The sequence below is a fragment of the Halomonas sp. MMSF_3323 genome (genome assembly GCF_030733595.1).
GTDB classification, from domain to species: Bacteria; Pseudomonadota; Gammaproteobacteria; order Pseudomonadales; family Halomonadaceae; genus Halomonas; species Halomonas litopenaei.
Genome location: NZ_JASHIT010000041.1, coordinates 1 through 15170 on the forward strand (window position 1 = coordinate 1; position 15170 = coordinate 15170).

17 protein-coding genes are annotated in these 15170 nt (G+C 64.6%); all 17 read right to left on the bottom strand.

The window, feature by feature from the left end:
• Positions 1-75 precede the first annotated feature (75 nt).
• Complete coding sequence (locus RBB39_RS18310) at positions 76-822, bottom strand: hypothetical protein (protein ID WP_306169254.1); 747 nt, start codon at positions 820-822, stop codon at positions 76-78.
• 144 nt (positions 823-966) lie between these two features.
• A complete protein-coding gene (locus RBB39_RS18315; RefSeq protein ID WP_045994699.1) occupies positions 967-1890 on the bottom strand; it encodes a nucleotidyl transferase AbiEii/AbiGii toxin family protein in 924 nt (307 codons plus the stop codon).
• On the bottom strand, positions 1880-2665 hold the full coding sequence (locus RBB39_RS18320) for a type IV toxin-antitoxin system AbiEi family antitoxin domain-containing protein (protein WP_045994698.1): 786 nt from the start codon (positions 2663-2665) through the stop codon (positions 1880-1882). Before RBB39_RS18320 ends, RBB39_RS18315 begins: the two co-directional genes overlap by 11 nt.
• Positions 2666-2774: 109 nt before the next feature.
• Positions 2775-5702: a conjugative transfer ATPase gene (locus tag RBB39_RS18325; RefSeq protein WP_052704516.1), complete on the bottom strand. Its 2928-nt coding sequence runs from the start codon at positions 5700-5702 to the stop codon at positions 2775-2777.
• Positions 5702-6169, bottom strand: coding sequence for a TIGR03751 family conjugal transfer lipoprotein (locus tag RBB39_RS18330; RefSeq protein WP_371931880.1), 468 nt, complete (start codon positions 6167-6169; stop codon positions 5702-5704). Before RBB39_RS18330 ends, RBB39_RS18325 begins: the two co-directional genes overlap by 1 nt.
• The gene (locus RBB39_RS18335) at positions 6132-7574 is read right to left on the bottom strand and encodes a TIGR03752 family integrating conjugative element protein (protein ID WP_045994697.1); all 1443 of its coding nucleotides are present in this window, start codon (positions 7572-7574) and stop codon (positions 6132-6134) included. Before RBB39_RS18335 ends, RBB39_RS18330 begins: the two co-directional genes overlap by 38 nt.
• Positions 7571-8443, bottom strand: coding sequence for a TIGR03749 family integrating conjugative element protein (locus RBB39_RS18340; protein ID WP_045994696.1), 873 nt, complete (start codon positions 8441-8443; stop codon positions 7571-7573). The genes RBB39_RS18335 and RBB39_RS18340 overlap by 4 nt, the downstream gene beginning before the upstream one ends.
• Complete coding sequence (locus RBB39_RS18345; protein ID WP_253028367.1) at positions 8440-9087, bottom strand: PFL_4703 family integrating conjugative element protein; 648 nt, start codon at positions 9085-9087, stop codon at positions 8440-8442. The genes RBB39_RS18340 and RBB39_RS18345 overlap by 4 nt, the downstream gene beginning before the upstream one ends.
• Positions 9084-9467, bottom strand: coding sequence for a TIGR03750 family conjugal transfer protein (locus tag RBB39_RS18350; protein ID WP_253028366.1), 384 nt, complete (start codon positions 9465-9467; stop codon positions 9084-9086). The genes RBB39_RS18345 and RBB39_RS18350 overlap by 4 nt, the downstream gene beginning before the upstream one ends.
• Positions 9467-9826, bottom strand: a complete 360-nt coding sequence (locus tag RBB39_RS18355) for a TIGR03745 family integrating conjugative element membrane protein (RefSeq protein WP_071211154.1) — start codon at positions 9824-9826, stop codon at positions 9467-9469. Before RBB39_RS18355 ends, RBB39_RS18350 begins: the two co-directional genes overlap by 1 nt.
• A gap of 59 nt (positions 9827-9885) precedes the next feature.
• The gene (locus RBB39_RS18360) at positions 9886-10101 is read right to left on the bottom strand and encodes a TIGR03758 family integrating conjugative element protein (protein ID WP_045994693.1); all 216 of its coding nucleotides are present in this window, start codon (positions 10099-10101) and stop codon (positions 9886-9888) included.
• A complete protein-coding gene (locus RBB39_RS18365; RefSeq protein ID WP_052704515.1) occupies positions 10101-10454 on the bottom strand; it encodes an RAQPRD family integrative conjugative element protein in 354 nt (117 codons plus the stop codon). The genes RBB39_RS18360 and RBB39_RS18365 overlap by 1 nt, the downstream gene beginning before the upstream one ends.
• Positions 10455-10634: 180 nt before the next feature.
• Positions 10635-11327, bottom strand: coding sequence for a TIGR03747 family integrating conjugative element membrane protein (locus tag RBB39_RS18370; RefSeq protein WP_045994692.1), 693 nt, complete (start codon positions 11325-11327; stop codon positions 10635-10637).
• Position 11328: 1 nt separating this feature from the next.
• Positions 11329-11619 carry a hypothetical protein gene (locus RBB39_RS18375; RefSeq protein ID WP_045994691.1) on the bottom strand — a complete coding sequence of 97 codons (291 nt, stop codon included), beginning with the start codon at positions 11617-11619 and terminating at the stop codon, positions 11329-11331.
• Positions 11588-13822 carry a type IV conjugative transfer system coupling protein TraD gene (gene traD, locus RBB39_RS18380; protein WP_045994690.1) on the bottom strand — a complete coding sequence of 745 codons (2235 nt, stop codon included), beginning with the start codon at positions 13820-13822 and terminating at the stop codon, positions 11588-11590. The genes RBB39_RS18375 and traD overlap by 32 nt, the downstream gene beginning before the upstream one ends.
• Positions 13823-13831: 9 nt before the next feature.
• Entirely contained in the window at positions 13832-14308 is a 477-nt protein-coding gene (locus RBB39_RS18385; protein WP_306169255.1) for an integrating conjugative element protein, read from the bottom strand.
• Between the two features lie 273 nt (positions 14309-14581).
• Positions 14582-15166 (bottom strand): transglycosylase SLT domain-containing protein, encoded by a 585-nt coding sequence (locus RBB39_RS18390; RefSeq protein ID WP_052704514.1) that lies wholly within the window; start codon positions 15164-15166, stop codon positions 14582-14584.
• Positions 15167-15170: the final 4 nt, after the last annotated feature.

The following is a 15170-nucleotide window of genomic DNA, read 5'->3' on the forward strand; positions in this document are numbered from 1 at the left end:
GCGGAGGTTCTCCAGAAATCAGTGCCCGGATCTCCGGCACTCCAATAGTGTTGCGCTTGTAGGTTGAGACCGCCCCTACAGTGACCCGGTTGTAAGAAATCCCAATGCTTTACCTATTGGGCCAGAAAGCACTTTGTGAAGTCGCAAAGCTCTCGCGGTAAACGCATCCAGCTTCTCTACGAGAGAACCCAGCTTCCTTAGCATAGCTGGGTTCTTTTCCCCTGCTTCGGAAAGGGCATCTTTGTTAACGACAACTGCACCAAGTAGAGACTGTAACGCCTCCTTTACACCCCGACCTCCTTTTATTCGATAAATCGCCAAAGATCTTCGTATCTTTTCGAGCTCTTCTAGAAGCGCCATCCTCAAGGGGATCTCAATATCACCTTGTGATATGGTGGTGAAAAGCTCAGAGATTAGACTATCTACCTCCGCTAAATCCTCATCACTTAACGTCTCCTCCGAGTAATGCCGACCAAGCTCTTCAGCACAAAATTGCAAGCGCGCGAGAAGGTCATCGGAAAGAGCTTGCTGCTGCCCCTGCCAACTTGAGTTCAAGTTCAACGGAAAAATAGCTTTATCAATTCTCTCGTAAGATTTTAGATAAAGTTCATGATTCAGGTCTGGCAACAACTCGATGAGACCCTTCACCTCCTTAGACAAACTGTAAACCTCCACTACACGGCGAGATATCTCAGCGTCATCATTCTCATCACAATCAAGAGCTTTCGCCCACACCTGCCGGACTTTTTGATTTTGTGGTTGAGATTTTGCTTCACCCAGAATACGATATAGTCGCCCGGCCGGATTAGTTTCATCGATCATAATTCATACCCCCGTTTCGATTGCATAATAACAGCTGAACGAACACGCTGCTTTTCCGCCGTGCCCGCTTTTGCCCGACAGAGGCCAGCATAAAAAACTCAATATACACTAACTATTGATTAGCATGCTGTCCAGTGAAAAAACCTACTCATCTCTTAAATCAAACAGCGACTGTCCCAGAGCCTCTAACGATATTTTATTTTTCTCTTCCTCCATCTTCCTGATATTGGCAAGCTTCCACATTACAGCGGGCAGCTGGTCTACATCCGCGATGGGAAATAGCGACCAGTCAGGCTTTCCCTGTTTAAACGAAAGTAGAAAGCGAACATCATCATCGGTGATCAATTGACCCAGCTGTTCCAGCAGCTTATGGCGCACATCCTCCAGCTGCGATAGCGGAATGTCGGTTATGGCCATGCCGACAAACTCCTTGCGGTAAATGGCCTCGAGCAACTTCATCCTCGGGTTGATGACTTCGTTCATGGGCCTTGGGTGCCCGAGCAGGTAGACCAGAAAGCCCTCGAAGACGCTGCGATCCAGGCCGCCTTGATCCAGCAACAGTTTCACATCGAAAAGATCCCGGGGATGCTGACGATCCAGCGCAGCACAGAGCTTGCCGCCATAGAGGTCCGGCAGCGACACAACCTGCACCGAGGCGAAGCCATACTCATCCTCCACCGCCTCGACCACGTCGAGCTGCTGAGGCGGATGCACAGTGCCGCGCAGTACCGGTGATACCTCCACCTTCACTTGGGTGCGGCCGCGACACACCAGGATCCTCAGCTCATCGCGGCGGTTATCCTGGAGCTCGGCCTTAACCCCAGGCAATTGGGTGCCGATGGCCTGTGATAGCCGCTGCAGCGCCTGGCGACAGTGGTGCAGGGCCTCGTCACGTGGCTCCAGCGGCAGGTAGGCGAGGTCGATATCGACAGACAGCCGCGGGAAGGGCTGGACGAAGAGGTTGATGGCCGTGCCGCCCTTGAGGGCAAAGCAGGGCTCGTCGTTCAGAAAGGGCAACAGCGCGACCAGCAGGCGCACCTGTTCGTGATAGCGGGCATCAATGCTCATCCGTGAACGCCTCCGGGACCGTGACCTGATATTCCTTGTCCAACCGCCCTCCCTTGCAGAGCTGCCGCTTGCCCTTCCCCAGGTCGAGGGCATGGGTCTCCAGTCGATGGTACCAGGCGTGGCCGGCATGGCGGGCCAACACCAGGAAAGCGCGCTTGGTCTTCACCGAGTGGCATCCTGCCAGCAATGCCTGTAGCCGGCGCGGGCGCAGCGTATTGAGCCCGGTGAAGGTATCCACCAGCTCGCTGCTGAACAGAAGCTCGTTGGGCGTAATGGCGATCCACTCAAGGATGGCGCGCTCCGGCGTCGAGACCCGAAGGGAAAAACCCACCCTAGGCGGGTTGTAGTCCGTGAAGCTGCCAGGCAGATCCATCGGCAGCCCTTTATCTTGGTGCAGATCGATAGCCCCGGCCCACTCGGCTTTCTCCAGCCATAGTGGCAGCTGGGAGCGGCGCTCCGCCCCATGCAGGTGGATGGTGTCGTGCCCCATCGGCAGGTAGTGGGCAAAGCCCTGCAGGGCCAGGGCGGTCTGGCCACCCGGCCAGAACGGCGGTACCGCGGGGTCGCTGAGCGCCTGCAGCGCGAAGAGTCCGCTCTCCCAGGTCAGCGGGTCGCCCGCCCGGCAGTAGGCACCTCGCCCGAGACGCTTCAACCAGCGGGCCTCTGCGAGCTTGGCAGCATGGTTGGCGCTGATGCCGTGGGACTCCAGCCACGCCGTGGTGACCACGGCGCCGTGGGGGATCTGCTGCCACAGCTGGTTTACTTTCGTCGCCATAGATTGCCCAATCTGCCAACTATGACACTCATCTTAAACCAAAGCGGTTTAATTTTAACGTCTGAAATGGAAGATTAGGCCAATTTTAGCAACTTTTCTAAACCGATATCTACGTCTCGTGCCCGATCCCCCGAGCCTCGTCTAGCCGCTGGGCGATTTCCAACGTGGCCTCGAGCTCCGAACAGCCCTGCTCGCGCATTACCCGCATGCGCTCTGCCTTCTCCTCGCCCTCCGTGCCGGCCAGGGCCAGATAGAGGCTGGGAGGCACCACCCGGAACAGCGCTTCCAGCCGGCCTGACAGCACTACCCCTTCGGTGTACTTCTTCGAGACCTTGGTGGCGGAGGCCATCAGCTTGCGCTGGGTGGCAGTGAGCTCCTTGAAGCGGCTGACCTGCTCGATCTCGTCCGGCGGCATGTAGAGGCACAGCCAGAACTCGATCATGTTGAGCAGCTTGCGGGCTGCGTCCGGGAAGTCCTCGAGGTTCTGGGTGGCCATCCAGATCCAGTGGGAGAGCTTGCGTCCCATCTTGCCCACCTTGACCAGGTAGGGACTGAGCAGCGGGTTGACGGTGAGCAGGTGGCACTCGTCAATGACCTGGACGATGGGCCGCCCGCTGTACTGGTCGCGCTCGGCCAAGTTGGTGATCATGTTGGTCACGCTGATCACCGCCAGGGCGAGCTGGGCCTCGTAGCCCTCCCGGGCGAAGTGGGCCAGGTCGATGATGGTCACGTCGCACTCGGGCCATGCGGTGCCGGGGCGGTTGAACACCTCACCGTCGAAGCCGTCGCAGAACAGCCCCATCGCCTCGCCCATGTCGTAGGCGCGGCGCTGCCGTTCCTCGGGGATCTCCGTGTCGTGTGAGATCCCATAGAGCGCTTCGCGCACGTCCTGGGTCATGCAGTCGCGGCCTTCATCCCTGCAGCGCTCCGCCGCCCGGTAGATGGCGTCGCGCACCATGCGCCGGTCGGCGCGGCGAAACTCCCGCTCCTCCTTGGGGTCGCCGCCGGTGATCATCAGCCGGGCGGTGATCTCCATCTCACCCAGCAGATCACGCTCCTCGTCGGGCTGCTCCTCTTCCTCCTCCAGGGGGGCCTCCTCGAAGGGGTTGGCGTCCTCGACGTCTCGGGCCAGGCGTCGCTCCTCCACCTCGTTCTCCAGCAGCCGCGTGGCCGCTGCGAACGGCGGCAGCCTGGCCCCGCAGCCCGGCGACAGCTTGACCTGGTTGACGCTCATCCCCTTGCGCTCGAAATACTGGCCCAGCAGTCCGAAGCTGTTGCCCACCTCGATGATGAAGAGCCGAGGGCGATGCATGGCCATGACCTGGCTCAGCACACCATTCAGGGTGGCCGACTTGCCGGCACCGGTGGGGCCGAACACCAGCATGTGGGCGTTGGCCGAGCGGTCCTCGAGGCTCAGCGGATCGAAGCTGAAGGACTCGCCACCGCGGTTGAAGAAGGTCATCCCGGGGCGCCCGGTCCCGCGGCCGCGCCCGAACACCGGCGCCAGGTTGGCCAGGTGGTGGACGTAGTTGAACTGGGTGTACCAGCGGTTCTTGCGGTCCTGCTCCGGATCGAAGTTCATCGGCAACCAGCGCAGATAGGTGTTCAGGCCCGCCACCTCGTCTTCGGGGTCCACCGGCGAGAGGTTGACCTGTAGCAGCTGAGTGGCCAGCGCCATACTGCGCTGCTGGAGATCCTGCTCGTCCTTGCCCATCAGGGTGAAGGCCAGGGTGCTCTGGTAGAGCTTGTGGTTCTGTCCCAGATAGCGGCGGGCGGTCTCGCAGTCTTCGCGAACCTGCCGAGCCAGCACGCTGTCGCCTACTGCCTTGCTGTGCAAGCTGTTGATGTGGTCCTCCAGGGGCTCCTGGGGCGTGGCCACGATGGTCAGCACCGCCTCGGTACCCTCGGGCAGCTTGTCCATCAGGGCGTTGCTGGCCTGGCCGTCCGAACGTCGCACCTCACCGGTGAGGTGGCCCACCACCGGCGCCCGGCGCATCTCCTCCACCACCACACAGCACTGGGGCAGACCATCGAACCACCAATACCCGGTCTCGACATCCCCCCGGGGCGAGTTGAAGAGCATTCCCTCGGCCAGGTCATAGTTCCAGGCCACTTCCTCTGCATTCTCGGGGTAGTCGCACAGGGCGTAGAAGCGCGCCGGGTCATCGGGGGCCAGCCGTGGGCGGGGGTTGAAGCGAGGTAGCAGCCAGCGGTGAAAGGCGCGTCCGTCATAACGTTCCAGGCGCAGGCCCGCACCGCTCAGGGCCGCGGCCAGCCGTTCATAGACCTGGTTCGCGGCCTGCTCGGGGGAGAGCCCTCGCTGGCGTTCCCCGGCCTTGCGTTTCTTGCCGAGCCAACGGTAGAGCACCAGGCGCGTGCGGCGGGTCTGGCCCCGCCAGCGGGTCTGGGTCACGCCGTCATCCTGGAATAGCCCGCCGGGCTTGGAGATGGCCTTGAGGTGGGCGGCCATGCTCGCAAGCCAGTCCTGGGTGAACTCGGTTTCCCGGGCTCGCGGCCGCACGTAGTCGCGCATGCGCTCCAGGTCGGGGCGAGGGTCGACCTCATCCTTGACGAAGAGCTGCACCACCCAGGGGTGCTGCTCATACTCGGGCAGGCTGTCCTGAAAGGCGGCCTCGACCTGGTCGCGAATCGCTTCCAGGGACTCCGGTGCGCGCCCCTCGGTGGCGATGGGAAAGACCTCGGCTACCACCCCCACCGAGACCCCATCCTCGAGCAGGAAGCAGCCCGACTCGGGCAGGTACTCCACCCAGGGCAGGTAGTTGCTGAACGACGGTGCCCGACGGAAGTGGGAGCGAAGCTCGGCAACGGAGGGCGCCTTGCCCCGGGGCAGAGCCAACGGCCGCCCCTGGATATCATGGCTCAGGGCAGCGAGGGCATCGGGCTCGATCGACGGGGCCTCATGGTCTCGTGCCTGGGGCGGCGCCGATAGCAGTTCATCCAGCCCCCTCGCCTGGTTGCTGTCATCGGCCTTGGCGCTGCCGAATAGGCGATTCATCAGCGCATCGAACTGGGACATCAGAGGGTCCTCCCGTCGACCCAGTCCGCGGTGGCTCGTGCACTCTCACCGGGCATGGCGTACTGGATGCGTTGGTAGAGGGGAAACACCGTCGAGTAGCCGGGTACCGGCACTTGCTCCGTGCCTGCCAGGTGGGGAAAGACGTACATCACCAGGTCCGGGTTGGGCAGACGGCGGAACTGGCTGTAGATCTCGTTGCCCACATCGCGGCTGTAGCGCAGCTGCTCCGTGACCATATCGTCACTCTTCAGCGGACGGCGCAGCTCGCTGCGCACATCCAGCAGGCGGCGCTCACCGGTGCTGTGGCCGGCCTGGTGCTGCCAGATCTCCATCATGGTGGTGTCGCCCACCGGCATCAGCTCCTCCTGGGAGGTCGCACACCCGGTCATCGTCAGGCTGGTGAACAAGGCCGCCATCGACATGGTGGCGCTACGGCAGATCGAGATTGGCCGCACTCGAGCGGTCATATCGCACCCTCCTTCCTTGGGTTTCATAGTCGATGGGCAGCTCACGCTCGATATGAATGGCGACCGGCTGCCCCGGCGGGACGTAAACGGCGTCGAAGGTCTGGCCGAAACGCTCCTGAACCCACTGGCGCACGTCCGACACACCGCCGGCCAGGGCCTGGCTGGCGGCATAGCGGCCCGAGTCGCCGGTCAGGCCACTCACCACTCCGCCACTGTCCACACTGGTGGTGACCTCGTTCATTGCCATGGCATCGGCCCCGGCCTCGGCAGCGCCCAGGATGAAGCTGGTCAGCAGGAACTGCTGGGCATTGGTCTTGCGATCCCCAGGAATGCAAGGCAGTCCCCGAGGGTCGGAGAGCCAGCCGAGGGTGGTGCGGTTTGAGCCCTCATCCGAGTTGACGTCTTCAGGGGCCGGCAGGGTACGCACGGTGCCGTCCTCGAAGACGAAGGTCATCGAGTTGACCTGGCCGCGCACGCAGGAGAGGGTCCAGTCACCGGTGGCCGTGCCGCTGACAATGGCGCTCTCCACCTCCGGCAAGGTGACACCGTTGGCGGTGAGATTCTCGCGGCCGATCACCACCTTGAACGGATAGGGGTCGTTGACCGTGCCATCGATCGGCACCCGGCCCAGCAGCGCCGTCATGGCCACCGAGCCCATCAAGGTGGAGTTCTCCGGCAGGGTGTAGACGGGCTCCACGGTGGATTCATCGGGACGCCCCGTCACCCGGCTCTCCACCGCGCTGGTGGCACGCTGTGCCGACTCGCTCAGCTCGCCAGCAGCTTCGCCGAAGCGGGTTGGAAAGGTCATCTCGCCCCGCCCACGTTCGTCCTCTTGAGCATCCAGGGGCTCGACCCAGGTCAGCGCATGCTCCGAGCCAGGGCCCGAGTAGGATGTCCCATCAGGGCCACTACCTCCCTCAAGACCCAGGCCGATGGGCAGGTCATCATCACGCTGCCCATCCACCTGGCGGCGCAGTTGGTCCAACTGACGCTGCAAGGTGCCCAGCATGGAACTGTCCGGCTTGGACCGGGCGATCTCCTGACGCAGCCGTTCGCGTTCACGGCGCAGTGCCTCGTCGATGGCACCGTCCACGTCCTTGTGGCGGCTCATCAGCTGCTCGTTCTGATCACGCAGCGCCTGAGTTTCCGCTTGAGCCTGCTCCAGGTCACGGCGCATGGCCTGGACGTGCCCCACCAGGGTGGCCACGGTATCCCTCGGAGTATCGCCCTCGATGCCGAGCGCCTTCAGCTCGTCGTCATTCAAGGTCAGCGTCGGGTCTGCCTCGGCCATCTCGGCATCCGTGCCGGCATTGTCGCCGCTAAGGCCGCGTACCAGGATCAGCAGCACGATCACCAGCAGCGCCGGGACCAGCACCTTCAGTAGGGTATTGCTGCGCAGCGTCATGAGGTGCCCTCCTCGGTCTCCTCCGGCGCCTCCAGCGGGATCAGCGCCCTGTCCAGACCGCCACGCCGAGTGACCAGGAAGACCGTAGTGGTGTCCTCCGTGGAGCCCCGCGGTGCCAGATAGGGGTGCATGAAGGTTGCCGAGTAGAAGTCTCCCTGTAGCCAGCGCGGATCCAGCTCGAAGGCTCGGCGCCGATCGTTGTTCTCCAGCTTGACCGCGGTGACCGTCCAACCATCGAGCCGCCAGGCGCCCAGGGGCGTAGCAGTCACCGGCAGTGACGGCAGCAGGGTGCTCAGCGACTCGGGCAGCCGCATGGGCACGCGAGTCGCTCCGCGCAGGGGCTCGATGGTCCGCTGCGGTGCGTAGAGGGACTGGGCCGCATGCCGGGTCAGCAGCACCGGCACCGGCGTGGAGGAGGCCTGTTGGGCGTCACCTCCAGGCGATTGCGCCGACGATGGCGGGGTCGACACCGTCTTCGCCCCGCCGCTGCCCGAGGAAGCGCTGGTCGGGGATGCCTTTCGGCTATCCACCACCAGGATCTCCTCGCTACTCACTCCCTCCCCGGCCGACAGGTCCAGCAGCAGCACATCCCCGCTCTCCACGTCCTGCACCCGCACACGCTGCGTCTCGAAGGCGTCAAAGGCCTTCAGGTAGAGCACGCCACCGGCGCTCTGGACGCGCAGCACGTCGGGGTTGGCCAGCGCTGGCGGCAGCCCCACGCGCACGTTGCGGTCCAGGGTGACGATGCGCTCTTCATTAACCGGCAGCGGTATCTCCAGGGGGCGTCGCTCCCAGTGCATGACCTCCACTGCCATGGCCTGACTGATGAGTAACACACTCGCCAAGCCCGCCAGTATCACCCGCTTCATGAGGAGCCTCCTTGCGTCACGGTTTCTGGGACCGATAGGCGCTGGGGAATGCCATCGAAGCAGTCCACCTGAAGTCCCCAGGGGTTGCGCTGTGGATCCACGTCGGCCCTCACCACCCGCAGTGGGTAGCGAATGAACAGATCGCGAACCGGCGTGCCGGCGTACTGCTCGTCGATGGCCATATCCAGGGTGACTACCCAGGCGTCGCGACTGAGGATCTCCACGGCTTCGGGACGGTAGCCCCTGCCGGGAATCTCATAGATGCCGCGCACCCTGCCGGAAAGCTCCTGACGACGGTCGCGATCCTCGTAATCCTTGGCCAGATAGCGTTGACAGGAGGGGGTGAGAAAGGCGGAGTAGGCCCGCAGGTTGCGGCGGTAATCGGCCTGGCCATCGGCGGGCCAACGATTGATCTGCTGCCAGACATAGAACCCGAAGGCGTAGACGCTCGACGGGTCGACCTCCCACCAGGCGCGAGTACTGCCCGAGCGCAGATCAGGCGGGTTGTGGATGGTCAGATTCTCCGGGGCGGACTTCCAGCCCCACCATAGGCCGGCGCAGAGCAGGGCCAGCACCGCGATGACCAGGCGCAGAGTGGTGATATGGGCATCTCGGGCGCTCAGGGCGTGACGAAAGCGACTCATGGCCGACCTCCTGGCTGATGCCGCATCCGGCGCCGCGAGTAGGGACCGGAGTGGGTGATCAGGGTCTCGCCGCCCCATAGCCGTATGCCCTGCCGGGCCAGACGGAACTGCAGGCTGCGATAGAGCCAGGCGGCGGGACGGCCACGTCGCAGCCGCCGCATCACGGCACCACCGACGTAGAGCGCCATCCCGGCGCTGGCGAAGGCCACGGTCGGCACCATGGCGATGGCCCCCAGCAGCCAGGCGCCGATCACACCCGGCAGCAGGCCGACGACCAGACCGCCCAGGACCATCATCCCAACCTCGTGCCCGGTCATGCCCCGAAACACCACCGGCGCGGCGTTCAGGCGGGTCGGCAGAAAGTCGAGACGGCTTGCCATCAGAGGATCTCCGCGGCCTTGGTCGCCAGCCAGATGATGGCCACGATCAGCACCACCCCCACGACGACCACCACGCCGAACTTCGACCACTCGCCGCGAACCCGTGCCTCGTTGAAGGTGGCGATGGATGCAATGGCGACGATGATGAACGCCACCGTGGCCAGGATGAGACCGCCAAGGGCGCCGAAGTCGTAGAGGTAGTTCTGCAGCGTCTCGATCAGGCCACTCCCTTCACCACGTGAGGGTGCCTCCATGGTGGGCAGACCCTGCGCCATGACCTGCGGCACGAGCCCCGCCGTCGCCGAGGCGGCGAGTCCCCGGATACGGGCACGAGAGAAGAGTGAACGCACGGTAGTCATAACAAGCTCCTTCTTGAGTGACGAATTGCTGAATGACGCAGAGTGCGAGGCCGGTGACCTCAGAGGAAAATCCAGAACATCACCACGACCAGGAAGACGGCGCGCAACGCGGCAAAGCCGAAGTCATCGCCGCTGACGCGCCCCTTGGCGTAGCCTCGATATGCGGATATGGCGCTCCAGCACGCCCACAGCAGCACCACGGTGCAGCCCACCCCGGCGACCAGGACACCCAGGGGTGGCGCCTCGAAGCCGGCACCGGCGGCGAAGGCCTCCATCAGCGCAGCTCCTGCAGGTAGTCCCCGGCGAGGGGCACCGGCTGGCGGGGTGGCAAACGAGGAGGCGCGAGCACGTCATCGATGCCCTTGTCCACGGCCTGGATATCGCGGCGCAGGCGCGGCACATCCACGAAGACACGGGTGGTCTCAGGGTCGAACTCCCCCACGCGGCTCTCGAGCCGATCCACGATGCGCTGTATCTGAGCCAGCTGATCCTGGATCAGGGCCAGGTCCTGGCGGGCGATCTCATCGCGAACGCCGTCGCGCTCGGCGGCATGGGCAGCACCGACCTGAGTCGTCAGCAGCGTCAGGAGCAGGGGCGACAGGGCCCGGGGGAAGCGGCAAAACGACATGGCGAGACAGTCCCTCCATTGGCTGGGATTGCCGTCATCCTGTCGCCCACCAAGCTGCAGCGCAGCAGGAAACCATAAGCGCCGCACACCACGTTTATCTGTGCCGGCTCAACCGGATAGGGACACAAGTGCCGGAGCCGTACAGGCTCCGGCCAGCGGCGACACCTCCGCTTCGAGGCTTCAGAGATACTTCTTGAAGCTACCCGTGGCGATGCTGACCAGCAGACCAAAGAGGGCCGCGCAGGGCAGCAGGAAGGCGTTGGGGTGAATGGCGAAGGGCACGCTCAGGTAGAGCAACCAGCCCACCACGAAGACCGGAGTGATGGCCCGCTTGGCATGGTGGTAGATGAAGGCGGACTCGCGTCCGGCGCCGAAGCGGCGCAGGTCACGACGCACCAGACCGTCGACGAAGCCGACCAGGGCCGCCAGGGCGAAGAGCGGCGACGTCAGCAGCAGGATGACCACCCGGGTCAGGGTCATCAGCGTGACGTAGAGCGCCGCCTGTACGTAGACATGCAGGGTGCCGAGCCAGCCACCCTGATGGGCGCTGGTCGCGAGCCAAGCCGACACCCCGCTCTTCACGAACAGCCATTCGTGGGCGCTGGTGACGGCTCGGGTCGCCAGGGCGACCGGATCCGAGACCAGCAACGAGCGTGTGAAGGTGGTATCCAGCCGGGAGACCTCGGCTTCCAGGGTCTCCAGGGCATGCTGGGCCCCGGGCTGGCTCCACCACTGCCAGTGGATCCCCGCCCACTCGACCAACACCGACATCAGCAGGGACACCACCAGCACCGCCATGATCTGAAACGGCAGGCCAAACAGCGTAGTGAGCCAACCTCGCCGAGTCTCCTGGGCGCGTTCCGCCGTGGCCATCTCAGTGCACCCTTACCGGGGTCAGCGAGCAAAGCAGCGACCAGCGGCGATCGTGGTAATGCAGGATCAGCCGCCCCTCATGGGGGTGTTCGCCCTGCTCCCACACTGGCGAGAGCCCCTTGCGATAGGCGCGCTGGGTCAACTCGACGCGATCGATACCGATGACCACGTAGTCGAGCAATCCGAACAGGGCCTGAGGCAGCTCACTCAGGGAACCACTCTCCAGGGCGACGCTGGAAACGATGGCAGTTGCCGCCGCGTCACCCGTCACGGGCGCTGTCTCGAGGTTCATCACGATTCTCCATTGCTTGATCCGGCGACCCTGCTGCCTCCAGCGGTGATGCCGCCATGGCACCTGGCTGCCGCGCCGAGACGTCATTACCCATGACGGCGAACTCGGCCCCCAGATCGCTCAGCTCCAGGTTCACCGGCGGCGGCATGACCGCCGTCCACCACTGCTCGCCGGTGGTGTAATCGCGCTTCATACGTTCGGCGAGCTCGGCGATGCTGCCGGGAATGTCCTCATCCTTATCGGGTAGCGGTAGCGGCATGCGGACCTTCCAGAGCTGGCCCCCTTCGAGCAGGGCGAAGGCCTGCCCCTTCGGCAGCGAGACCACGTCGGCCGGCTCGATCATCGGCACCTGCACGGTACTGATGCGGTCGCCACCACTGCTGGTGAAGTCGATGTCGTTGGCGATATCGCTGGAGTCGGAGGCCATGCTGACCAGCATGCGGGTGGCCACGTTGACCTGGCGCAGCTGCCGAGTCAGCAGCTCGGCGGTCCTCTCCTCGCGAACTCGCAGCATCACCAAGTTGTTGAAGTTGCCCACCACCTGACCAGCCTTAGCCGCATTGCCGATGCGCGCCTCGATGTCGGAGAGGGTCTGGGTGTAGGCGGTGACCTGGATGCCGGCGCCGCCCCCCTTGTTGATGAGCGGGATGAACTCGTCACCCATCAGCTCGTTGAACTCGTCGCAGTGCAGGTTGATCGGCACCTTGCCCATGCGCTTGCCGTTTACCGCCGGCAGACCGTCATCGATGCCGTGCTTGTAGATATGGCCGGCCACCGAGACCAGGTCAGCGAACATGGAGTTGCCCACTGCCTGGGCCACCTCGAAATCAGACATGGCATCCAGGCCCACGTAGACGATGCCGCGTTTGCGGATGATCTGCTGCCAGTCGATGATCGGCCGGGGGTCTTCGATGTCGTCGTAGTCCGGCGAGAGCAGCTCGGCGATGCGCCCGGTGGTCAGCTTCTCCAGCAGCGGCAGCAGGCTCGCCACGATCTTGTCAAAGTAGGTCTTGTCGTAGCGCACGGCGCTGCGTAGCCCCTCGAGCACGGCGTCCACCACCTTGACCTGCTGCAGGTACTGCTCGATGGCCACCACCCGCTTGTCGCGGCCCTGAAACTGGCGAGGGATGTTCTTGTCGTTGAGCTTGCCCTCGATGGTGGTAATGCGCTCCCAGGCGTGCTGGTCGTGGCGGGTCAGGGTCTGCTGGGCGTACTCGATCATCAGGCCGTCGATGTTCACCACGTCCGAGAGGATCTGCTCGTAAGTGGGGCGCTGCCCCAGGGCATGACGGGCCCGGGCCACGATGTTGACGAAGCGCCAGGCGAACTCGCGGAAGGCGGCACTGTTGCCCTCTCCTGAGAGCTGGCCGGCGAGCCGGGTCGCCACCTCGGAGATGCGCCCGAAGCGCCCCACGGCGTTATAGCGCGCCGAGATATCCGGCCAGCCCAGGTGGAAGACGTAGAACTCGTCGCCGCGACCTGCGCGCTGTGCCTCGGCATACATGCGGATCATCAGGTCGGCGTCGCCCTTGGGGTCGAAGGCGATCACCACGTCGCCGCGATGGATGTCCTGGGTGATCAGGATCTCGGCGAGCCGGGTCTTGCCGACCCGGGTGGTGCCCTCCACCAGGGTGTGACCCACCCGCTCCCCCAAGGGCAGGTAGACATCGCGCTCCCTCCACTCCACGGCATGCAGTGCCGCCATGCCGCCTACCGGCGGCAGCGGGCGCAGCGGGTTCCAGGGCACGTCCGCGGCGAGCAGCTTCACCAGCGGCCGGCCGACAGCATGGCGCTCCAGCAGGTTCTCCAGCCCTCGGGCCACGCGGTAGGCAGGCCCCGGGCGCAGATAGCGCTGCACATGAGGCTGCTGGCTCTCATGCAACCGCTGGGTGTGGCGCGCCTCCCACTTGAAGCCCTTGCCCATCCACAGCAGCCGCTGACTGACCGGAATCTGCCGGCTGCGCAACGCAAAGCGCGGCAGGCGCTTCATGTTGCGGCGGTAGCGCAGCACCACCCAGGCCTGTCGGGCACGCCACACCCCGAAGGCAGCAAAACCCGCCGCCATGCCGTAGCCCACGCTGGGTGACAAGGCCAGTGACCAGGGCGCCATAATGCAGAGCACCGCACAGGCTACACAGACCAAGGCAGTGTTGAGCTCTACCGCAGGGCGCAGCAGCGCTTCCAGAGGGTGTGACTGGCTCATCGCTCGCTCCTACTGCTCCAGCCCCTGAGCCGTCACCAGCATCGGGTAGTGGGCAAGGCCCAGCCGACCGGCCAGGTCGTCCCCCGGTGTGGGGCGCAGCTCGAGCCCCGGCACCGCCTCGCGCAGGCGCTCAAGCCCCTCGGGTGTGGCCACCTCGACGACCAGCCCCACGGCGTTAAGCTCGCGCAGGATCTCTCCGCGGGCCTCCAGCCAGCGCAGCGATAGCGGGTCGTCCCCGACCAGGAAGAAGGGCGTCATGCGGCCCGGGAGCTCGAGCGGGCGAAAGTGCACCTCGCCGGGCGACAGCCGCTCACTGGTCACCGGCAGCATATCCGCCTCGCTGAATGCCACCGGTGCGCGCGAATCAGGCGCATAGCCCTGCTCCTCCGCCACGCCGGCCATCCCGATGGCGACGAAGTAGGGGCGTGCCGGCTCTCCACCATGATCGGCGAGCACTTCCAGAGCAGGCCGATCGGTGAGTGGCATTCGGGGCAGCGTCTCGGCCTGGACACTCCCGGCAAGCCCCCCGACGAGCCCAACCAGGGCGGCTAACGCCCTGCGGCAGTGATCACACGTCACCATCAGCGTCCCCTCCAAACGCATCCTCATAGCACTCCTCTAGGTACTCCTCCCGGGAGCCATGGGCATCACCATGGCAGTAGTCCATCGGGGGCTCGATCTCGCGGGGCTCTCTCCATGCCGGTGCCCCGCAGTAAGGGCAGCGATAGGGGGCAGAGTGAATCATCGGTGGAACCTCCCTTAGTTGGCCGCCAGCTGCCGCTGGCGAGACGCCTTCAACCGCTCGAGCTCGGCGGCCACGAGGCGGCGATAGCGGGCCGCCGGCTCACCCCCGGCGGGACGGTGATAGCGTCCGGCCGCCTGCACCCAGTCGCCGGCGGCATCAAAGTGGCCACGCAGCAGGCGTGCCGCCTCCTCCAGGTTGGCGTAGGGATTCAAGGCATCGCAGGGTTGCGCGAAGCGTTTACCAGCACCGAACAGCTGCGGCTGCCAGCGAACATTGAGCTGGGCGATGCCCACGTCCACGAGGCGGGTCTCCTCAAGAGCCAGCAGCAAGGCGTCGCAGGCCGCCTGGCGGGTCGCGAAGTGGAAGCCCTCCCCTGCCACGTTCAGGGTCCAGGGCCAAGGCCGGTGCCCCACCTTCAGGCTGACCGCCGACTCGGCCGTGGCTACCGCATAGAGCACTTCTGGTGGGACCTGGTGCAGGCTTGCGGCGTCGAAGTAGGCCGGCGGTACCGCGGTGGCATTCGCCAGCGATGACAACGCCGCCAGGCTGCAGCCGACGGCACAGCCCATCACCAGGCGCCGATACGCTTTCAGCCCCATATCG